The 19,935-nt window shown below is 61.5% G+C and carries 16 protein-coding genes; 13 read left to right on the forward strand and 3 right to left on the reverse strand.

Going from position 1 to position 19,935, the window contains the following annotated elements; genetic code table 11:
- Positions 1-13: 13 nt before the first annotated feature.
- Both guaB and guaA read left to right on the forward strand, forming a co-directional pair.
- Positions 14-1,480, forward strand: coding sequence for an IMP dehydrogenase (guaB, locus tag ADJ24_RS20445; protein WP_023308792.1), 1,467 nt, complete (start codon positions 14-16; stop codon positions 1,478-1,480).
- A 67-nt stretch (positions 1,481-1,547) separates the two neighbouring features.
- Positions 1,548-3,125, forward strand: coding sequence for a glutamine-hydrolyzing GMP synthase (gene guaA, locus ADJ24_RS20450; protein ID WP_006811514.1), 1,578 nt, complete (start codon positions 1,548-1,550; stop codon positions 3,123-3,125).
- Between the two features lie 56 nt (positions 3,126-3,181).
- On the opposite strand, the gene ADJ24_RS20455 is transcribed toward guaA, so the two are convergent.
- Positions 3,182-4,012 (reverse strand): MurR/RpiR family transcriptional regulator, encoded by an 831-nt coding sequence (locus ADJ24_RS20455; RefSeq protein WP_008502123.1) that lies wholly within the window; start codon positions 4,010-4,012, stop codon positions 3,182-3,184.
- Between the two features lie 291 nt (positions 4,013-4,303).
- Here ADJ24_RS20455 and ADJ24_RS20460 point away from each other — a divergent pair, with 291 nt between their 5' ends.
- The 10 genes from ADJ24_RS20460 to iolB all read left to right on the forward strand — a co-directional run bounded on the left by ADJ24_RS20460 (position 4,304) and on the right by iolB (position 17,434).
- The gene (locus tag ADJ24_RS20460; RefSeq protein WP_023308791.1) at positions 4,304-5,809 is read left to right on the forward strand and encodes a CoA-acylating methylmalonate-semialdehyde dehydrogenase; all 1,506 of its coding nucleotides are present in this window, start codon (positions 4,304-4,306) and stop codon (positions 5,807-5,809) included.
- A gap of 11 nt (positions 5,810-5,820) precedes the next feature.
- Positions 5,821-7,746: a 3D-(3,5/4)-trihydroxycyclohexane-1,2-dione acylhydrolase (decyclizing) gene (gene iolD, locus ADJ24_RS20465; RefSeq protein ID WP_023308790.1), complete on the forward strand. Its 1,926-nt coding sequence runs from the start codon at positions 5,821-5,823 to the stop codon at positions 7,744-7,746.
- A gap of 303 nt (positions 7,747-8,049) precedes the next feature.
- Positions 8,050-9,036 (forward strand): inositol 2-dehydrogenase, encoded by a 987-nt coding sequence (iolG, locus tag ADJ24_RS20470; protein ID WP_023308789.1) that lies wholly within the window; start codon positions 8,050-8,052, stop codon positions 9,034-9,036.
- Positions 9,037-9,067: 31 nt separating this feature from the next.
- Complete coding sequence (locus tag ADJ24_RS20475) at positions 9,068-9,997, forward strand: sugar ABC transporter substrate-binding protein (protein WP_023308788.1); 930 nt, start codon at positions 9,068-9,070, stop codon at positions 9,995-9,997.
- Positions 9,998-10,051: 54 nt separating this feature from the next.
- On the forward strand, positions 10,052-11,599 hold the full coding sequence (locus ADJ24_RS20480) for a sugar ABC transporter ATP-binding protein (protein ID WP_023308787.1): 1,548 nt from the start codon (positions 10,052-10,054) through the stop codon (positions 11,597-11,599).
- Between the two features lie 11 nt (positions 11,600-11,610).
- The gene (locus tag ADJ24_RS20485; RefSeq protein WP_023308786.1) at positions 11,611-12,639 is read left to right on the forward strand and encodes an ABC transporter permease; all 1,029 of its coding nucleotides are present in this window, start codon (positions 11,611-11,613) and stop codon (positions 12,637-12,639) included.
- A gap of 8 nt (positions 12,640-12,647) precedes the next feature.
- Positions 12,648-13,781 (forward strand): Gfo/Idh/MocA family protein, encoded by a 1,134-nt coding sequence (locus ADJ24_RS20490; protein ID WP_023308785.1) that lies wholly within the window; start codon positions 12,648-12,650, stop codon positions 13,779-13,781.
- Positions 13,782-13,793: 12 nt separating this feature from the next.
- Positions 13,794-15,698, forward strand: coding sequence for a bifunctional 5-dehydro-2-deoxygluconokinase/5-dehydro-2-deoxyphosphogluconate aldolase (locus ADJ24_RS20495; RefSeq protein WP_023308784.1), 1,905 nt, complete (start codon positions 13,794-13,796; stop codon positions 15,696-15,698).
- An 11-nt stretch (positions 15,699-15,709) separates the two neighbouring features.
- The gene (gene iolE, locus ADJ24_RS20500) at positions 15,710-16,600 is read left to right on the forward strand and encodes a myo-inosose-2 dehydratase (RefSeq protein ID WP_023308783.1); all 891 of its coding nucleotides are present in this window, start codon (positions 15,710-15,712) and stop codon (positions 16,598-16,600) included.
- Positions 16,601-16,609: 9 nt separating this feature from the next.
- Complete coding sequence (iolB, locus tag ADJ24_RS20505) at positions 16,610-17,434, forward strand: 5-deoxy-glucuronate isomerase (RefSeq protein WP_048703621.1); 825 nt, start codon at positions 16,610-16,612, stop codon at positions 17,432-17,434.
- Here the strand turns inward: iolB and ADJ24_RS20510 are convergent.
- Positions 17,400-18,614 carry an MFS transporter gene (locus ADJ24_RS20510; RefSeq protein WP_023308781.1) on the reverse strand — a complete coding sequence of 405 codons (1,215 nt, stop codon included), beginning with the start codon at positions 18,612-18,614 and terminating at the stop codon, positions 17,400-17,402. The genes iolB and ADJ24_RS20510 overlap by 35 nt on opposite strands.
- A gap of 115 nt (positions 18,615-18,729) precedes the next feature.
- On the opposite strand from ADJ24_RS20510, the gene ADJ24_RS20515 reads away from it, so the two are divergent.
- Entirely contained in the window at positions 18,730-19,173 is a 444-nt protein-coding gene (locus ADJ24_RS20515; RefSeq protein ID WP_023308780.1) for a winged helix-turn-helix transcriptional regulator, read from the forward strand.
- A gap of 10 nt (positions 19,174-19,183) precedes the next feature.
- Here ADJ24_RS20515 and ADJ24_RS20520 read toward each other — a convergent pair whose 3' ends face one another.
- Positions 19,184-19,927 (reverse strand): alpha/beta fold hydrolase, encoded by a 744-nt coding sequence (locus ADJ24_RS20520; protein ID WP_023308779.1) that lies wholly within the window; start codon positions 19,925-19,927, stop codon positions 19,184-19,186.
- Between the last annotated feature and the right edge of the window lie 8 nt (positions 19,928-19,935).

Consider the following 19,935-nt stretch of genomic DNA (forward strand, 5'->3'; position numbering starts at 1 on the left):
AGAGATATTGCCCATGCTACGTATCGCTAAAGAAGCACTGACGTTTGACGACGTCCTCCTCGTTCCCGCTCACTCCACTGTTCTGCCGAATACTGCCGATCTCAGCACGCAGTTGACTAAAACCATTCGCCTGAACATTCCTATGCTCTCTGCGGCAATGGACACCGTGACTGAAGCGCGCCTGGCTATCGCCCTGGCACAGGAAGGTGGCATTGGCTTTATTCACAAAAACATGTCTATCGAACGTCAGGCGGAAGAAGTTCGCCGCGTGAAGAAACATGAATCCGGCATCGTGTCTGACCCACAGACCGTTCTGCCAACCACCACGCTGCACGAAGTGAAAGCCCTGACCGAACGTAACGGCTTCGCCGGTTACCCGGTGGTGACCGAAGAGAACGAACTGGTCGGTATTATTACCGGTCGTGACGTGCGTTTCGTGACTGACCTGAACCAGCCTGTTAGCGTTTACATGACGCCAAAAGAGCGTCTGGTAACCGTTCGCGAAGGTGAAACCCGCGACGTGGTGCTGGCAAAAATGCACGAAAAACGCGTTGAAAAAGCGCTGGTTGTTGACAGCGGCTTCCACCTGCGCGGCATGATCACCGTTAAAGATTTCCAGAAAGCAGAACGTAAGCCTAACGCCTGTAAAGACGAGCATGGCCGTCTGCGCGTCGGCGCTGCGGTTGGCGCAGGTGCCGGTAACGAAGAGCGCGTTGACGCGCTGGTCGCTGCGGGCGTTGACGTCCTGCTGATTGACTCCTCTCACGGCCACTCCGAAGGCGTTCTGCAACGTATTCGCGATACCCGCGCCAAATACCCTGATCTGCAGATCATTGGCGGTAACGTGGCAACTGGCGCAGGCGCTCGCGCGCTGGCTGACGCTGGCTGCAGCGCGGTGAAAGTGGGTATCGGCCCTGGCTCCATTTGTACTACCCGTATCGTCACCGGCGTGGGCGTTCCGCAGATCACCGCGGTGTCTGACGCGGTTGAAGCGCTGGAAGGCACCGGTATTCCGGTTATCGCTGACGGCGGTATCCGCTTCTCTGGCGACATCGCCAAAGCGATCGCCGCGGGCGCAGCTGCCGTAATGGTAGGCTCCATGCTGGCCGGTACCGAAGAATCCCCGGGTGAAATCGAACTCTACCAGGGTCGTTCTTACAAATCTTACCGCGGCATGGGCTCCCTGGGCGCGATGTCAAAAGGCTCCTCTGACCGTTACTTCCAGACCGATAACGCCGCTGACAAACTGGTGCCGGAAGGCATCGAAGGTCGCGTTGCCTATAAAGGCCGTCTGAAAGAGATCATTCACCAGCAGATGGGCGGCCTGCGCTCCTGTATGGGTCTGACCGGCTGTGGTACCATTGACCTGCTGCGTACTAAAGCGGAATTCGTACGCATCAGCGGTGCGGGTATCCAGGAGAGCCACGTTCACGACGTGACGATCACCAAAGAGTCCCCGAACTACCGTCTGGGCTCCTGATAAGTTTCCGCGCCCGGCTTCAGCCGGGCGCTCTGTTTTTGTTTCACTTGCCTCGGAATTAGCGTCAATGACGGAAAACATTCATAAACATCGCATTCTCATCCTGGACTTCGGTTCTCAGTACACTCAGCTGGTGGCGCGTCGCGTACGTGAACTGGGCGTTTACTGTGAGCTGTGGGCGTGGGATGTCACGGAAGCACAGATTCGCGAATTCAATCCAAGCGGCATCATCCTGTCCGGCGGCCCGGAAAGCACCACCGAAGAGAACAGCCCGCGCGCGCCGCAGTACGTGTTCGAAGCTGGCGTGCCTGTATTCGGCGTTTGCTACGGTATGCAGACCATGGCAATGCAGCTGGGCGGCCACGTAGAAGGCTCCAACGAGCGTGAGTTTGGCTACGCACAGGTAGAAGTCGTCACCGACAGCGCGCTGGTGCGCGGTATCGAAGACTCCCTGACCGCAGACGGCAAACCGCTGCTGGACGTGTGGATGAGCCACGGCGACAAAGTTACCGCCATCCCGTCTGACTTCGTGACCGTTGCCAGCACCGAAAGCTGTCCGTTCGCCATCATGGCGAACGAAGAAAAACGCTTCTACGGCGTGCAGTTCCACCCGGAAGTGACCCACACCCGTCAGGGTATGCGCATGCTGGAGCGCTTCGTGCGTGACATCTGCCAGTGTGAAGCCCTGTGGACCCCGGCAAAAATCATCGACGACGCCGTTGAGCGTATCCGCCAGCAGGTTGGCGATGACAAGGTAATTCTCGGCCTCTCAGGCGGCGTGGACTCCTCCGTGACCGCGATGCTGCTGCACCGCGCCATCGGCAAAAACCTGACCTGCGTGTTCGTGGACAACGGTCTGCTGCGTCTGAACGAAGCCCAGCAGGTTATGGACATGTTTGGCGACCACTTCGGTCTGAACATCGTTCACGTGGAAGGCGAGCAGCGCTTCCTGGACGCGCTGAAAGGCGAGAACGATCCGGAAGCCAAACGTAAAATCATCGGCCGCGTGTTCGTGGAAGTGTTCGACGAAGAGGCGCTGAAGCTGGAAGACGTGAAGTGGCTGGCGCAGGGCACCATCTACCCTGACGTGATCGAGTCTGCGGCCTCTGCAACCGGTAAAGCGCACGTCATCAAATCTCACCACAACGTGGGCGGCCTGCCGAAAGAGATGAAGATGGGCCTGGTTGAACCGCTGCGCGAGCTGTTCAAAGACGAAGTGCGTAAGATCGGTCTGGAACTGGGTCTGCCGTACGATATGCTCTACCGTCACCCGTTCCCGGGTCCGGGTCTGGGCGTGCGCGTGCTGGGCGAAGTGAAGAAAGAGTACTGCGACCTGCTGCGTCGCGCGGACGCGATCTTCATCGAAGAGCTGCACAAAGCTGACCTGTACAACAAGGTAAGCCAGGCGTTCACCGTGTTCCTGCCGGTTCGCTCCGTTGGTGTGATGGGCGATGGCCGCAAGTATGACTGGGTGGTTTCCCTGCGTGCGGTGGAAACCATCGACTTCATGACCGCGCACTGGGCGCACCTGCCGTATGACTTCCTGGGCCGCGTGTCTAACCGCATCATCAACGAAGTGAACGGTATTTCCCGCGTGGTGTATGACATCAGCGGTAAGCCACCGGCTACGATTGAATGGGAATAATTCCCCGCTGAATTAACACCAAAACCCTCTGCCTGTGCAGGGGGTTTTTTATTGCCTTACTTCCCCTCTCCCAGCCGATACGCCAGCGCCACCACCAGCGACTGCACCAGGCACAGCGTCGCCGACTGCGAGCGAAACGCATCCACCTGAGCCTCCTTCACCACAAAGCAGAGATCGCTGAACGTCGCCAGCGGGCTAATCTGGCTGTCCGTAATCACGATCTGCCGCGCGCCGACGCTGGCGGCGGTTTCGCTGACCATCACCGTCTCTTCCGCGTACGGCGAGAAGCTGATCGACACCACGATGTCGCGCGCCTTAATGCGGCTGATCTGCTCGCGCAGCATGCCGCCCATGCCGTCGAGCAGGATAGGGCGGCACTCGAGGTGGCTTAGAGCGTAGGTGAGGTAGGCCGCGACGCTGAAGGAGCGGCGCAGTCCGGCGATGTAGATGGTGTCGGCGTCGGCCAGCAGCTGTACCGCGCGCTCCAGCATTTCCGGTTCGGCGCGGGCGGCCAGCTGCTGCAGCGCCTGCGCGTTCGAGCGGGCGAACTCCTGCAGGATATCAAGCGGCGTTTCCGGCACGGCCTCGCTCTCCATCTCGCGGAACAGCCGGGCGCGGTCGCTGTAGCTGGCGGTCTCCTCCACCAGGTTCATACGAAACAGCTGTTTCATTTCGTTGAAGCCGGTGAAGTCAAAGGCGTTGGCAAAGCGGATCAGCGTCGAGGGCGGCACGTCGGCACGCTCGGCAATGACGGCAACCGTATCAAAGGCCACGCTGTTGGTGTTATCCAGCACGTAGCGGGAGACCTGCTGCAGCCTCTTGCTCAGGCTATCGTAGCGATCGCGGATTTGCTGCTGCAGTTCGTTCAGGCTGGTTGCTGTCGTCATCTTATCCCCCAAATACAGTCTTATGATTCTAAACGCAAAACCGCGTCTTTTAAATGTCGGCCATCCATCTGGCAGCAAAAATGAAACAGAAACTTCAGTCATTTCCTCGCCCGAAATCCTTAATAGCGCACGCTGCACCAGTGTTGTTGGCTGTTAACATAAAAATCCATCCTTGATCACAATAATCATCATTTATTTTATTTCAACTTAAAATGGAATATTTGTTTCATATATAGTGTTCAGTACACAGTGTTCAGGTAACAGTCACGTATCAACAGCGAGAGGTTAAGGATGGAGACGGTAGCGAATTTTATTCACGGCGAATGTGTCACCGGTTCAGGCCAGCGCGTTCAGGCGATCTTCAACCCGGCCACCGGCGAGCAGATCCGCCAGGTGGTGATGAGTACGGCGCAGGAAACGGAGCAGGCGATTGCCGCCGCGCAGCAGGCGTTTCCGGCGTGGGCGCGCCATGCTCCGCTGAAGCGCGCGCGCGTGATGTTTCGCTTCAAGGCGCTGCTGGAGGAGAACATGGAGCGCCTGGCCCGCATCATCAGCGAAGAGCACGGCAAGGTCTTCTCCGACGCGGTGGGCGAACTGACCCGCGGCCTGGAAGTGGTGGAGTTTGCCTGCGGCATCCCGCATCTGCAAAAGGGTGAACACTCTGCGAACGTCGGCACGGGCGTCGACAGCCACTCGCTGATGCAGCCGCTCGGCGTCTGCGCCGGGATCACCCCGTTTAACTTCCCGGCGATGGTACCGATGTGGATGTTCCCGATTGCGCTGGCGACCGGCAACACCTTCGTGCTGAAACCGTCGGAAAAAGATCCTTCTCTGGCGCTCGCGCTGGCGCAGCTGCTGAAAGAGGCCGGCCTGCCGGACGGCGTGTTCAACGTGGTGCAGGGCGATAAGGAGTCCGTTGACGTGCTCCTGACCGACCCGCGCGTGCAGGCGGTGAGCTTTGTCGGCTCCACGCCGATTGCGGAATACATTTATCAGACCGCATCTGCCCACGGTAAGCGCTGCCAGGCGCTGGGCGGTGCGAAAAACCACTGCATTTTAATGCCGGATGCCGACATGGAGATGGCGACCAACGCCATCATGGGCGCGGCCTACGGCGCGGCGGGCGAGCGCTGCATGGCGCTCTCGGTAGTGCTGGCGGTGGGAGATAAAACCGCCGATGATCTCTGCGCCCGGCTCGAAAAACAGATTGCCGCGCTGCGCGTCGGGCCGGGCCTGGACCAGTCGCCGGAAAACGAAATGGGGCCGCTCATCTCCTCCGCGCACCGCAGCAAGGTGCTGGGCTACATCGACAGCGGGGAAGCGCAGGGGGCGAAGCTTCGCGTGGACGGTCGCGGCTTCAGCGTGAAGGGCCACGAGCAGGGCTACTTCGTCGGGCCGACGCTGTTCGATAACGTCACCCCGGAGATGACCATCTATAAAGAAGAGATTTTTGGCCCGGTGCTTTCTGTGGTGCGCGTAGCAGATTACGCCAGCGCGGTGGATCTGATTAACCGCCATGAATATGGTAATGGTTCAGCGATCTTCACCCGCGACGGCGGCTGCGCGCGCCGCTTCTGCGAAGAGGTGCAGGCGGGCATGGTGGGCGTCAACGTGCCGATCCCGGTGCCGATGGCATTCCACAGCTTCGGCGGCTGGAAGCGTTCTATCTTTGGCGCGCTCAACGTTCACGGCAGCGACGGCGTGCGCTTCTACACCCGAATGAAAACCATCACCGCGCGCTGGCCGGAAATGCAGCAGGAGACAGGCGCTGCGTTCTCTATGCCAACGCTGGGCTGACAGGAGGTTTTATGCAAACCGAACGTATGACCATGGCCCAGGCGCTGGTCCGGTTCCTTAATCAACAGTACGTCAGCGTGGACGGTGACGAAACGCCCTTCGTGGAGGGCGTCGCCACCATCTTTGGTCACGGCAACGTGCTGGGTATCGGCCAGGCGCTGGAGCAGGACCCCGGTCATCTGCACATCATGCAGGGGTGTAACGAGCAGGGTATCGCCCACATGGCGACGGGATTCGCCAAACAGCACCGCCGTAAGCGCATCTTTGCCGTCACCTCCTCCGTCGGGCCGGGCGCCGCCAATATGGTCACGGCGGCGGCCACCGCCACGGCGAACCGCATCCCGCTGCTGCTGCTGCCGGGCGATATCTACGCCAGCCGCCAGCCGGACCCGGTGCTGCAGCAGATTGAGCAGTATCACGATCTCAGCATCAGCACCAACGACTGCTTCCGTCCGGTCTCCCGCTACTGGGACCGGATTAACCGCCCTGAGCAGCTGATGTGCGCCATGCTAAGCGCGATGCGAACGCTTACTGACCCCGCCAATACCGGCGCGGTGACCATCTGCCTGCCGCAGGACGTGCAGGGGGAGGCCTGGGACTACCCGCTGAGCTTCTTCGCGCGGCGCGTGCATCACATCGAACGCCGTCCGCCCGATCCGCAGCGTCTGGCGCAGGCGCGGGCGCTGATCGCCCGCAAGCGTCGTCCGCTGGTGGTGTGCGGCGGCGGCGTGCGCTATTCCGGGGCGCATGAGGCGTTTCGCGAATTTGTCGAGGCGCTGCGGCTGCCGTTTGCCGAAACCCAGGCCGGAAAGGGAGCGCTGGTAAGTGACCACCAACTTAACCTGGGCGGCATAGGGGTGACGGGAGGAATGGCCGCCAACCAGCTCGCGCCGCAGGCCGATTTAGTGATTGGCATCGGCACGCGCCTGACCGATTTTACCACCGGCTCCAAGGCGCTCTTTTCCCACCCGGACGTTGAGTTTCTGCTGCTGAACGTGGCCGAGTTTGACGCCCTGAAGCTGGACGCCACCGCGCTGGTTGCCGATGCCCAAACCGGACTGCAGGCCTTAACCCACGCGCTCGGGGAGTACCGCAGCGGCTGGGGAGAGGCGATAGCCGAGGTGAAGTCCGTCTGGCGCGAGGAGTGCCGCCGCCTGTGGGATCGCCAGTGGCGCCCTGACGACGCGCCCGAAGTGGCAGGGCACATGGACGCGCAGCTGGCGGAATACGGCGAGACGCTCAACACCCGCCTGACCCAGACGCGGGTGCTGGGGCTGATCAACCAGCATATTGAAGATAGCGCCATCGTGGTGGGCGCGGCCGGTTCGCTGCCGGGGGATTTACAGCGCCTCTGGCAGGTCAAAACGCCGGACAGCTATCACCTGGAGTACGGCTACTCCTGCATGGGCTACGAGATTGCGGCGGCCATCGGCGCGAAGCTCGCCAGACCCGAACTGCCGGTGTACGCCATGGTGGGGGATGGCTCCTACATGATGCTGCACTCCGAGCTGCAAACCGCCGTTCAGGAGGGCATTAAGATCACCGTTCTGCTGTTTGATAACGCCAGCTTCGGCTGCATTAACAACCTGCAGATGGGGCACGGCATGGGCAGCTTTGGCACGGAAAACCGCCATCGCAACCCGGAAACCGGGCGGCTTGACGGGCCGCTGGTGAAGGTCGACTTTGCGCAAAACGCGGAGAGCTACGGCTGCCGCGCGTGGCGGGTGAACGATGAGCAAAGCCTGCTGGCGGCGCTTGAGGCGTCGCGGGCGCATCCGGGCCCGACGCTGCTGGACATCAAGGTATTGCCGAAGACCATGACCCACGATTACGCCTCGTGGTGGCGAACCGGTGATGCGCAGGTGGCGGCGTCGTCTGCCGTGCGTGAAGCCGCCGAGCAAACGCAGGCCCAGGTGAAAAAAGCCCGTCAGTATTAAGTTTTCCTGCCGTAACGAAATTTTCATTTCATTTTTGTTTTCCCCTCACCCGTCCCCTCTCCCACAGGGAGAGGGGACGGCTCGGTGCGGTTTTTTACTCCCTCTCCCTGAGGGAGAGAGCCGGGGAAGGGGAGTTGCCGCACGTTCACCTATGTTGTGAGATTGATAACAAAATTTATCTCATTCATCTCAAAAGTGTTAACCCGCACTCAAAAACATAATTTTCACTATTTATAAAAATGAAATAAATGTTTTATTTATAGGGTCGTTAGTTCACAGCATTCACCAACACCGGGAGCCGTTATGTTTAACATTGCTTTACTGGGCGCTGGCCGAATTGGCCAGGTACATGCAGCTAACATCGCCAGCCACGGCGCGACCACGCTCTGGTCCGTAGTTGACCCGAATCAGGAATTTGCCACCCGCCTCGCCGCGCAGTATCAGGCCCGCCAGCAGAGCCTGAACGAGGCGATGACCGACCCTAACGTTCACGCCGTGCTGATCGCCTCCGCGACCGATACCCACGCGGACCTGATTGAAATGGCCGCCCGCCACGGCAAGGCCATCTTCTGTGAAAAGCCGGTACATCTCGACCTCGCCCGCGTGCGCGACTGCCTGAAGGTGGTCAAAGAGTACGATGTGCCGCTGTTTATCGGCTTTAACCGCCGCTTTGACCCGCAGTTCCGCCGCGTGAAAACCGATGCGCAGGCCGGGCGCATCGGCAAGCCGGAATCGCTGCTGATCGTTTCCCGCGACCCGTCCCCGCCGCCTGCGGAGTACGTTCGCGTCTCCGGCGGCATGTTCCGCGATATGACCATTCACGACTTTGACATGGCGCGCTTCATCATGGGCGAAGAGCCGGTGTCGGTGTATGCCCAGGGCAGCAACCTGGTGGATCCGGCGATTGGCGAGGCGGGGGATATCGACACCGCGTTTATCGTTCTGAAATATGCCTCCGGCGCGATGGCGACCATCGTCAACAGCCGCCGTTCATCTTACGGCTACGACCAGCGCCTGGAGCTGCACGGCTCCGAAGGGCTGCTGTGCGCGGGCAATATTCTTGAAAACCAGGTGCAGCACTACGGCAAACAGGGCTGCACCAGCGCGCTGCCAGAACACTTCTTCCTGCAGCGCTACAAATCCGCTTACGCCGCGGAATGGGAACACTTTGTCGCGGTTCTGCGCGGCGAAGCGGTGCCTGACTGCAGCGGCGATGATGGTGAACGTGCGCTGTACCTTGCGGATAAAGCGCTGGAGTCACTGCGCAGCCAGCGCGAGATCGTCCTCTAAACACAACAACCCTACACAGAGAGACATAATAATGAAAAAACTGATCGTAGCCGCCCTCATCGCCATGACGTCCGGGGCCGCCCTCGCCGAAAACGAGCAAATTGTATTCAGTACGCCAAACCTGGCCATGCCGTTTGAAGTTCACATGCAGCGCACGGCGGTGAAAGCCGCAAAAGAGATGGGCGTGAAGCTTCAGGTGCTGGACGGGCAGGGCAGCTCGCCGAAGCAGGTAGCTGACCTGGAAAACGCCATCACCCGTGGGGCGCAGGGCTTTATCGTCTCCCCGAACGACGTCAACGCGGTCTCCAGCGCGGTGGATGAAATTCAGGATGCGAAGCTGCCGGTGGTCACCCTTGACCGATCCGTCGACAGCCAGAAAAAAGTGCCGCACTTTGGCGCCAACAACTACAAGGGCGGCCAGGCGATTGGCGACTTCGTCAAAACCAAATTCCCTAACGGCGCGGACATCATTCTCCTCACCGGCCAGCCGGGCTCCTCCTCCAACATCGAACGCACCAAAGGGATCCGCGACAGCCTGAAGGCGGGCGGGGATAAATACAAGATCGTCGCCGATCAGACCGGCAACTGGATGCGTTCTGAAGGGATGCGCATTGTTGAAAGCGTTCTGCCTTCGCTGCCGAAACGCCCGCAGGTGATCCTCTCCGCCAACGACGATATGGCGCTGGGGGCGATTGAAGCGCTGCAGAGTCAGGGCGTGAAGCCGGGCGAAATCCTCGTGACCGGGTTTGATGCGGTGCCGGAAGCGCTGGCCCGCGTGCGCGACGGCTGGCTGGCGGTAACGGCGGATCAGCGTCCGGGCTTTGCGGTGCAGACGGCGATGAGCCAGCTGGTGGCCAACGTGCGCGAGAAGAAAGCCATTACCGGGGCCGACTACCCGCCGACGCTGATCACCAAAGAGAACCTGCAGCAGGCTGAGCGTATCGGTGAGGCCGGTAACTGATTTATCCGCAGCCGCCGCTGGCGCGGCGGCTCACTCTAAAGGAGGAGCAGACCGATGTCGCAACCCTTACTGAAAGTGACCGACCTGGCAAAAAGCTTTTCCGGCGTCTGGGCGCTGAGCAGCGCTCAGCTAACCGTCGGCAGCGGCGAAATTCACGCCCTGCTGGGGGAAAACGGGGCGGGAAAATCCACGCTGCTGAAGGCGCTAGCGGGCGCGCAGCCGCAAACGCGCGGGGATATCTGGTTCAACGGCGAAACGCTGCCGGTGGACGACTCCCCGGTGGAACGCCAGAACAAGGGCATTATCACCATCTATCAGGAGTTCAACCTGCTGCCCAACATGACCGTCGCGGAAAACATGTTTCTCGGGCGCGAGCCGCGCAGGCGTAACCTGATCGTCGACGAAAGGGCGGTCAACCAGGAGGCGCAGGTCATTCTCGATTACCTCCAGCTGAACGTTGCGCCGACCACGCCTGTCGCCCGCCTGAGCGTCGCCCAGCAGCAGATGGTGGAGATCGCCCGGGCGCTGACCCTCAACGCCCGGTTAATCATTATGGACGAACCTTCCGCCGCGCTGAGCGACAGCGAAGTGGAAAGCCTGCACCGCGTGGTGCGGGAGCTTAAAAACCGCGGCGTGAGCATTATTTACGTTACCCACCGCCTGCATGAAGTTTTCCAGCTCTGCGATCGCTTCACCGTTTTCCAGGACGGCCGCTTTACCGGCACCGGCGCGGTGGCGGAGACCAACGTTGAACAGCTGATCCGCCTGATGGTCGGACGCGACGTGGCCTTTAACCGTCGCCCCGCCAGCGAAACCCATCATGAGGACAAACCCGTCCGCCTGGCGGTGAAGGGGCTGAGCCGCGAAAAGCCGCCGCTGGATCCGCACGGCATCGCCCTGCACGACATCAGCTTCCACGTCCACGCCGGGGAAGTTCTGGGCATTGCCGGGCTGGTGGGCGCGGGACGTACCGAAGTGGCCCGCTGCCTGTTTGGCGCAGACGCGTTTACCTCGGGCAGCTTTGAGCTGGACGGCGTGCCGTACCAGCCGCGCGACCCGCTGTATGCTCTCGATCAGGGCGTGGCGCTGGTGCCGGAAGACCGCAAAAAAGAGGGGGCGGTGCTGGGGCTCTCCATTCGCGACAACCTGTCGCTCTCCTGCCTCTCCTCGCTGCTGCAGTGGCGCTGGTTCGTAAACACCCGTAAGGAGGACGATCTGATTGAGTCCTACCGCAAGGCGCTGCAGATCAAAATGGTCAACAGCGCGCAGGAGGTGCGCAAGCTCTCCGGCGGCAACCAGCAAAAAGTGATCCTCGCGCGCTGCATGGCGCTCAACCCGCGGGTGCTGATCGTTGATGAGCCGACGCGCGGCATCGACGTGGGGACCAAATCGGAAGTGCACCAGGTGCTGTTTGACATGGCGAAAAAGGGCGTGGCGGTGATTGTGATCTCCTCCGATCTGCCTGAGGTGATGGCGGTGTCCGATCGGATCATCACCCTCAGCGAAGGCCGGGTGACCGGCGAGATCCACGGTGACGACGCTAACGAAGAACGGCTGATGACGATGATGGCCATCAACCACAACGCCCTGAACGCGGCATAACGGAGTTTCTCATGACGCAGATGATTTCTAAAACGCAGGCCCCGGTCAAACGCGCCGGACGCATCGATCCCATCGCCTTCTTCGAGCGCTTCGGGGTGCTGATTTTCATGATCCTGCTGCTGATCTTCTTCCAGTCGCAGAACAGCAACTTTTTCTCTGAACGCAATATTTTCAACATCCTGACCGAAGTCTCCATCTACGGGATCATGGCCGTGGGGATGACCTTCGTCATCCTGACTGCCGGGATTGACCTCTCCGTGGGCTCCATTCTGGCGGTCTGCGCCATGACCGCGGCGTACGTGATCAAGGGCGACAACTTCACCACCGTCGACCCGAACGCCTGGGGCGGCATGAGCTGGCTGATCGGCCTGGGGATTTGTCTGGCCATGGGCACGGCGATTGGCTTCCTGCACGGTCTGGGCGTCACCCGCCTGCGCCTGCCGCCGTTCATCGTCACCCTCGGCGGGATGACCATCTGGCGCGGCCTGACGCTGGTGATTAACGACGGCGCGCCGATCGCCGGTTTCGACCCTGGCTACCGCTGGTGGGGTCGCGGGGAGCTGCTCGGCATCTCCATTCCGATCTGGATCTTCGCCATCGTCGCCCTCGGCGGCTATCTGGCGCTGCATAAAACCCGCTGGGGCCGCTTCGTCTACGCCATCGGCGGTAACCCGGAGGCGGCGCGCCTGGCGGGGGTGAACGTCAAGCGCGTGCTGGTCAGCGTCTATGTGCTGATCGGCTGTCTGGCCGGGCTGGCGGGCTTCATTCTGAGCGCGCGTCTGGGGAGCGCCGAGGCGGTGGCCGGGATCTCCTTTGAGCTGCGCGTCATCGCCTCGGTGGTGATCGGCGGCACCTCGCTGATGGGCGGCTACGGGCGCATCGGCGGCACCATTATCGGCTCCATCATCATGGGGATTCTGATTAACGGCCTTGTGCTGATGAACGTCTCGGCCTACTACCAGCAGATTATCACCGGATTAATTATCGTTCTGGCGGTGGCATTCGATACCTATGCCAAGAGCCGTCGCGGCGCACTGTGAGGATCACGATGAAAGAGGTTCGTATTGGATTAATTGGCACCGGGTATATCGGCAAGGCGCACGCTATCGCCTACGCCCAGGCCCCGACGGTGTTCAACCTGCGCGGCAGGCTGGTGCGCGAGATGGTGGCGGAAGTCACGCCGGAGCTGGCGGCAGAGCGCGCGCAGGCGTTTGGCTTCAACCGCTCCACCGGCGACTGGCGGGCTCTGGTGGCCGACCCTGCTATTGACGTGGTGGATATTTGTTCACCCAACCACCTGCATAAGGAGATGGCGCTGGAGGCGATCCGCCACGGCAAGCACGTCTACTCGGAGAAGCCGCTGGCGCTTAACGCCCACGACGCGCGCGAGATGGTCGACGCCGCGAAGCGGGCCGGGGTGAAAACGCTGGTGGGGTTCAACTACATGAAGAACCCGACCGCGCAGCTGGCGAAGGAGATTATCGCCCGCGGCGAGATTGGCGAGGTGATCCACTTCTACGGCACCCACAACGAAGACTATATGGCCGACCCGCTCTCGCCCATTCACTGGCACTGCTTTAAAGAGACCGCCGGGCTGGGGGCGCTGGGCGACCTCGCGGCGCATATCGTCAATATGGCCCAGTACCTGGTCGGGGAGATCGAGCAGGTCTGCGGCGACCTGAAGATCGTGGTCCCGGCGCGCCCGGCGAAGGCCGGATCGTCGGAAATGATTGCCGTCGAAAACGAGGATCAGGCCCACGCGATGGTGCGCTTTGCGGGCGGCGCACAAGGGGTTATTGAAACCTCCCGCGTTGCCTGCGGCCGTAAGATGGGGCTGTCGTACGTCATCACCGGGACGAAAGGCGCCATCAGCTTCACCCAGGAGCGCATGGCCGAGCTGAAGCTCTATCTGCATGACGATCCGGTGAATCGTCAGGGGTTCCGGACTCTTCTCGTCGGCCCGGCGCACCCGGACTACGCCGCGTTCTGTATGGGCGCGGGTCACGGGATTGGCTTTAACGATCAAAAAACGGTGGAGGTGCGCGACCTGGTGGACGGGATTGCCGCCGACGCGCCGATGTGGCCGGACTTCGAAGAGGGCTGGAAGGTGTCGCGCGTGCTGGACGCGATCGCGCTCTCTCACCAGGAAGGCCGCTGGCTGAATGTGAACGACATTGTCTGATGAGGTATCAACGTGGAAAAGCAGTTTGATGTGATATGCATGGGCCGCGTGGCGGTAGACCTCTACAGTCAGCAGATTGGTGCCCGCCTGGAAGACGCGTCGAGCTTCGCCAAATATCTCGGCGGGTCGTCGGGTAACGTGGCGTACGGCACCGCGCGCCAGGGTTTACGTTCGTCGATGCTGGCGCGCGTCGGCGATGAACATATGGGCCGCTTCCTGCGGGAAGAGCTCAACCAGGTGGGCTGCGATATCAGCCATCTGATTACCGATAAACAACGCCTCACGGCGCTGGTGCTGCTCGGCATTAAAGACCGGGACACCTTTCCACTGATTTTTTATCGCGATAACTGCGCGGACATGGCGATTACCGCCAGCGATGTGGATGAAAGCTACATTGCCTCCGCACGTTGTCTTGCCATCACAGGGACTCACCTTTCTCATCCGCAGACCCGCGAGGCGGTGCTGACGGCGCTGGGCTATGCCCGCCGTCACGGCGTGCGCACGGTGCTGGACATCGACTACCGTCCGGTGCTGTGGGGGCTCACCGCCTTAGGCGACGGTGAAACGCGCTTTATCGCCGCCGATAAGGTCACCCGCGAGCTGCAGGAGGTGCTGCACCTCTTCGACGTCATTGTCGGCACCGAAGAGGAGTTTCACATTGCGGGCGGCAGCACGGATACCCTGCAGGCGCTGGAGCAGGTGCGCGCCGTCAGTGACGCTGCGCTGGTCTGCAAACGCGGCGCGCTCGGCTGCTCGGTCTATACCGACGCTATTCCGTCCCGGCTGGACGACGGCCTGACGGTGACCGGCGTGCGCGTGGAGGTGCTGAACGTTCTTGGGGCGGGGGACGCGTTTATGTCCGGCCTGCTGCGCGGCTACCTGAACGACGAGGGCTGGGAGCAGGCGTGCCGCTACGCCAACGCCTGCGGCGCGCTGGTGGTCTCGCGTCACGGCTGCGCCCCGGCGATGCCGAGCAAAATCGAGCTGGATGACTATCTCTCCCGCGCCGCGATGGTGCCGCGCCCGGATCTTGACCCGCGTCTTAACCATCTCCACCGGGTGACCACCCGCCGCCGCGAATGGCCGGAGCTGTGCGTGATGGCCTTCGATCACCGCAGCCAGCTTGAGGATATGGCGATGCAGTGCGGCGCGTCGCTTAAGCGCATTCCCGCGCTGAAGCAGCTGATCCTGCAGGCCAGCCGCGAGGCGGCGAGCCGCGCCGGGCTGGAGGGCAAAGCCGGCCTGCTGTGCGACGGCACCTTTGGTCAGGAGGCGCTGAACGCGATCACCGGGGAAGGGTGGTGGATTGGGCGTCCCATCGAGCTGCCGGGTTCCCGGCCGCTGGAGATGGAGCACGGCAACATCGGCACCCAGCTTATCAGCTGGCCGCAGGAGCACGTGGTGAAGTGCCTGGTCTTCTTCCACCCGGAAGATGCCCACGGCCTGCGCCTGGAGCAGGAGCAGAAAATCGCCGAGGTGTACCACGCCTGCTGTCGGTCCGGGCACGAGCTGCTGCTGGAGGTGATCCTGCCCGCCAGCATGCCGCGCAGCGACGAGCTCTACCTGCGTGCCATCTCCCGCTTCTACAACCTGGGCATTTACCCGGACTGGTGGAAGCTGCCGCCGCTCTCGGCCGACGGCTGGACGGCGCTGAGCGAGATTATCGAACGCCGCGATCCGCACTGCCGCGGGGTGGTGATCCTCGGCCTGGACGCCCCGGCGGAACAGCTGCGCGCGGACTTCAAAGCCGCAGCGGGGCAGACGGTAGTTAAAGGCTTCGCAGTGGGGCGCACGCTGTTTGGCGATGCCTCCCGCGCGTGGCTGAAGCACGATATTGACGATGCGCAGCTGGTGACGCGCATCCGGGACAACTACCTGCAGCTTATCGCCTGGTGGCGCGAGCGCGGACACGCATAATGGAGACGAAAATGAGTGTGCAATTAGGCATTAACCCGCTGACCTGGACGAACGACGATCTGCCTTCTCTCGGCGCGGAAACCTCGCTGGAGACCTGTCTGAGTGAAGGTAAAGAGGCCGGTTTTGCCGGCTTCGAGCTGGGCAATAAATTCCCGCGCGAAGCGCGCCTGCTTGGCCCCATCCTGCAGCGTCACGACCTGCGGCTGGTCTCCGGCTGGTACTCCGGCCGCCTGCTGGAGCGCAGCGTGGAGGAGGAGATCGCCGCCGTGCAGTCCCACCTGACTCTGCTGCGCGAGCTGGGGGCGAAGGTGCTGGTGTTTGCGGAAGTGAGCGGCTGCATTCACGGCGAGCAGCAGACCCCGGTGCATCTGCGCCCGCGCTTCCCGCAGGCGCGCTGGAAGGAGTACGGCGAGAAGCTCACCGAATTTGCCCGCTATACGCAGCAGCAGGGCGTGCAGATTGCCTACCATCACCATATGGGCACGGTGATTGAGTCCGCCGAGGACGTGGACAACCTGATGATCCACACCGGGGAGGCGGTCGGACTGCTGCTGGATACCGGCCATCTGACCTTTGCCGGGGCCGATCCGCTGGCGGTGGCGCAGCGCTGGGCGTCGCGCATCAACCACGTTCACTGTAAAGACGTGCGTGCCGACGTGCTGGCGGACGTGAAAAACCGCAAAACCAGCTTCCTCGATGCGGTGCTGAGCGGCGTGTTTACCGTGCCGGGCGACGGCTGCGTCGATTACCCGCCGATTATGCGGCTGTTGAAGGCGCAGAATTATCACGGCTGGCTGGTGGTCGAGGCCGAGCAGGATCCGGCGATTGCCCATCCGCTGACCTACGCCCGTCTGGGGTATAACAACCTGAGCCGTCTGGCCCGCGACGCCGGACTGATTTAAGGAGGGAATATGTCACGTCTGTTATCACGCTGGCAGCAGCCGAACGCGGAGGGGCGCACCCAGTCCGTTACGCCGGAAAGCGCGGGGTGGGGCTACGTCGGCTTTGAGGCGTATGAGTTGCAGGAGGGGCAGACGCTGACGCTGCCCGCCGTCAGCGAAGAGCGCTGCCTGGTGCTGGTTGCCGGGCGGGCCTCCATCAGCACGCCTTCCGCGCAGTTTAACGATATCGGCGAGCGGATGAGCCCGTTCGAGCGCATCAAGCCCTGGGCGGTGTACGTCACCCCGCAGGAGACGGTGCAGGTGAAGGCGCTGACGACGCTGGAGCTGGCGGTCTGCGCCGCGCCGGGCAAGGGCACCTATCCGACGCGGCTGATTGCCCCGCAGGATATCGACGGTGAAGCGCGCGGCAAAGGCCACAACCAGCGCTACGTGCACAACATTTTGCCGGAAGACAGGCCCGCCGATAGCCTGCTGGTGGTGGAGGTGTGGACCAACGAGGGCTGCGCCAGCTCGTACCCGAGCCACAAGCATGACACGGATAACCCGCCTCAGGAGACCTACCTGGAGGAGACCTACTATCATCGCCTTAACCCGGAGCAGGGGTTCTGCATGCAGCGCGTCTACACCGATGACAGAACGCTGGATGAGTGTATGGCGGTCTATAACCGTGACGTGGTGATGGTGCCGAAGGGCTACCACCCGGTCGCGACGATGGCCGGGTATGACAGCTACTATCTCAACGTGATGGCTGGCCCGGTGCGCAAATGGATGTTCACCTGGGAAGAGGACCACGCGTGGATTAATCGGGATTATCCCGCGGACAGCGGTGGCTAGCGCGGGTTAGCCACCAGAACACCAGCGCCAGCAGGCTGACCGAGGCGCCAAGCAGGCAGACGCCCGGCCAGCCGACACAGGCATACGTCATCGTTGTGCCGAGCGCGCCGAGCCCGCTGCCGACGGCATAAAACAGCATGTAAAGCCCGACCAGCCGGCTGTGCGCCTCGGGACGGGTGCGGAAAATCATGCTCTGATTAGTGACGTGCAGCGCCTGACCGCCCAAATCGAGCAGTATGATGCCGATAAGCAAGATCCCGAGTGAACGGTCCATCAGCGACAAGGGCCACCAGGCTAACAGTAAGATACTCAGCGCCGCCGCGCTGGTGCGTTGGGCATATCCCCGATCGGCCCAGCGTCCTGCCCGGCCAGCCGCCAGCGCGCCCACCGCGCCAGACAGCCCAAACGCGCCAATCGCTGTATGCGAAAAGTTAAACGGCGGTGCGCTCAGCGGCAGCACCAGTGCGCTCCAGAAAATGTTGAACGATGCAAACATCAGCAGCGCCAGCACGCCGCGTATCTGCAGCACTTTTTCCTGCCGCAGCAGCGTGAGCATTGAGCCAATCAGGTGCGGATAGCTCATCGTGGCAGTGACGGCTGGCAGGGCGGGGAGTCGCCACCACAGAGGTAACGCAATCATAAGCATCAGCGCGGCAGCGCAAAGATAAACCCCGCGCCAGCCCGCGATATCGCTGATGCCACCGGCAAAGACGCGAGCGAGCAGCAAACCTGTGAACACGCCGCCCTGTGCCGCGCCGACAACGCGTCCCTGTTCATGGGGCGACGCGGCGCTGGCGGCGTAGGCGATCAGCCCCTGCGTCATGGCCGTGCCCAACATACCGGTCGCAAGCATACCGATAAGCAGCGCTGAAGAGGACTGTGCCATGCTGACGGAAACCAGCGCCACCACCAGAGCAATCAGCTGTACTGCCATGAGTCGTCGACGATCCACTTTGTCACCCAGAGGAACGACAAGCAAAAGAGCCAGCGCGCAGCCAATTTGTGTCGCGGTCACCACGCCACCCACGGCCGCATGGCTGATGCCGAAATCGTTCGCCAGCGCGTCAAGCAAAGGCTGGGCGTAATAGACGTTTGCCACGCTTAGGCCGCTGGCGGTGGCGAACAGCCAGACCATGCTGCGCGGCATGTCGGCTGAAGGAAGGGCTGACGTCAGTGACATATTCAAAATCCTCGCCTGTGATAACCTGGTTTTAAAATGAAACTGGTTGAATGCTAGGCTAAGCAGTTTTAAAATGCAACTAGTTATAGGGTGGCCTTTGCGAGGAAAACAGGTGATGTCCCGAAATACGGTAAAAGAGGAATATTGTCCCGTTGCCCGCAGCGTTGACCTGCTCGGGGATCGCTGGTCGCTTCTTATTGTGCGTAATGCGTTTGACGGCATGACGCGCTTCGGGGATTTTCAGCGCAGCCTTGGGGTGGCGCGCAACATCCTTTCTGACCGGCTTCGCAAGCTGGTTGAGGCGGAAATCCTGACGTTACAGGGAGCATCGGACGGCACGGCTTATCAGGAATATGTTCTGACCGACAAAGGCGAACGTCTTTTCCCCGTGATCGTGGCGCTGCGTCAGTGGGGAGAGCAAAATCTGTTTGCGCAGGGCGAGCGTCACTCGCTGCTGGTCGACAGGCGGACGGGCAGGCCGGTTCCCTTTATGGCGCCAGCAGCGCATGACGGCACTGCGCTGCTGCCGGTGGATACGGAAGTGCAGAAGATCGAATGAGTCACTCCGGTTAATTACTGCTTATCGCCTGCTCAATCGTCCGGGCAACGATCTGCGGCTGGCTGACCATCGACACGTGGCTTGCCGCCACCTCGGCGGTTTTCGCATGGATCGTCTTCGCCATTGCCCGTTCAAGATCGGGGTTGATCATACGGTCATTCTTGCTGACCACATACCAGCTCGGTTTATCATGCCACGCCGCGTGGGCGACCTTTTCACCAAACGCCTCGGCCTTAATCGGCCCCTGCGTGGCTGCAATCGTATCTTGAATGGCTGGCTTCACGTCAGGCGCGAAGTCCTTTCTGACGGCTCCTGTCGGCAGGTATAAATAGCCGTCCGCCGATTTAGCAATGCCTGCGCTGCCCGGCGGTGCAGGGTAGCTTCCTGCCAGATCCGCCGTCGACTGGCCGGAGTCCGGCGCGAACGCCGCCACGTACACCAGCGATTTTACCCGCGCATCGTTGCCCGCCTCGCTAATCACGGTGCCGCCCCAGGAGTGGCCCACCAGCACCACGTTACCCTCGGCGCGGGCGATGGCCCGCCGCGTGGCCTCAACGTCATCCTTAAGCGACGTGAGCGGGAGCTGGACGGCAATGACCTCGGCGTGCTGTTTCTGCAGCAGGGTAATCACCTTATTCCAGCTGCTGCCGTCGGCAAACGCGCCGTGGACCAGCACCACGCTGGTTTTACTCTGTGCAAAGGCGCTGGCGGAAAGCGCCAGCAGGCCTGCCGTCACTACAGACAGTGCTTTCATCTTCAGAC

Origin of the sequence: Enterobacter sp. 940_PEND (assembly GCF_001059415.1) — a bacterium.
Lineage (GTDB): Bacteria > Pseudomonadota > Gammaproteobacteria > Enterobacterales > Enterobacteriaceae > Enterobacter > Enterobacter cloacae_M.

Excerpts from the sequence above, each read along its gene's own strand:
- ADJ24_RS20455 (WP_008502123.1), bottom strand. The coding sequence starts at position 4,012 with ATGACGACAGCAACCAGCCTGAACGAACTGCAGCAGCAAATCCGCGAT.
- ADJ24_RS20480 (WP_023308787.1), top strand. The coding sequence starts at position 10,052 with ATGTCGCAACCCTTACTGAAAGTGACCGACCTGGCAAAAAGCTTTTCC.
- ADJ24_RS20520 (WP_023308779.1), bottom strand. The coding sequence starts at position 19,927 with ATGAAAGCACTGTCTGTAGTGACGGCAGGCCTGCTGGCGCTTTCCGCC.
- ADJ24_RS20510 (WP_023308781.1), bottom strand. The coding sequence starts at position 18,614 with ATGTCACTGACGTCAGCCCTTCCTTCAGCCGACATGCCGCGCAGCATG.
- iolD (WP_023308790.1), top strand. The coding sequence starts at position 5,821 with ATGCAAACCGAACGTATGACCATGGCCCAGGCGCTGGTCCGGTTCCTT.
- guaA (WP_006811514.1), top strand. The coding sequence starts at position 1,548 with ATGACGGAAAACATTCATAAACATCGCATTCTCATCCTGGACTTCGGT.
- ADJ24_RS20515 (WP_023308780.1), top strand. The coding sequence starts at position 18,730 with ATGTCCCGAAATACGGTAAAAGAGGAATATTGTCCCGTTGCCCGCAGC.
- iolE (WP_023308783.1), top strand. The coding sequence starts at position 15,710 with ATGAGTGTGCAATTAGGCATTAACCCGCTGACCTGGACGAACGACGAT.
- ADJ24_RS20490 (WP_023308785.1), top strand. The coding sequence starts at position 12,648 with ATGAAAGAGGTTCGTATTGGATTAATTGGCACCGGGTATATCGGCAAG.
- guaB (WP_023308792.1), top strand. The coding sequence starts at position 14 with ATGCTACGTATCGCTAAAGAAGCACTGACGTTTGACGACGTCCTCCTC.
- iolG (WP_023308789.1), top strand. The coding sequence starts at position 8,050 with ATGTTTAACATTGCTTTACTGGGCGCTGGCCGAATTGGCCAGGTACAT.
- ADJ24_RS20485 (WP_023308786.1), top strand. The coding sequence starts at position 11,611 with ATGACGCAGATGATTTCTAAAACGCAGGCCCCGGTCAAACGCGCCGGA.
- ADJ24_RS20475 (WP_023308788.1), top strand. The coding sequence starts at position 9,068 with ATGAAAAAACTGATCGTAGCCGCCCTCATCGCCATGACGTCCGGGGCC.
- iolB (WP_048703621.1), top strand. The coding sequence starts at position 16,610 with ATGTCACGTCTGTTATCACGCTGGCAGCAGCCGAACGCGGAGGGGCGC.
- ADJ24_RS20460 (WP_023308791.1), top strand. The coding sequence starts at position 4,304 with ATGGAGACGGTAGCGAATTTTATTCACGGCGAATGTGTCACCGGTTCA.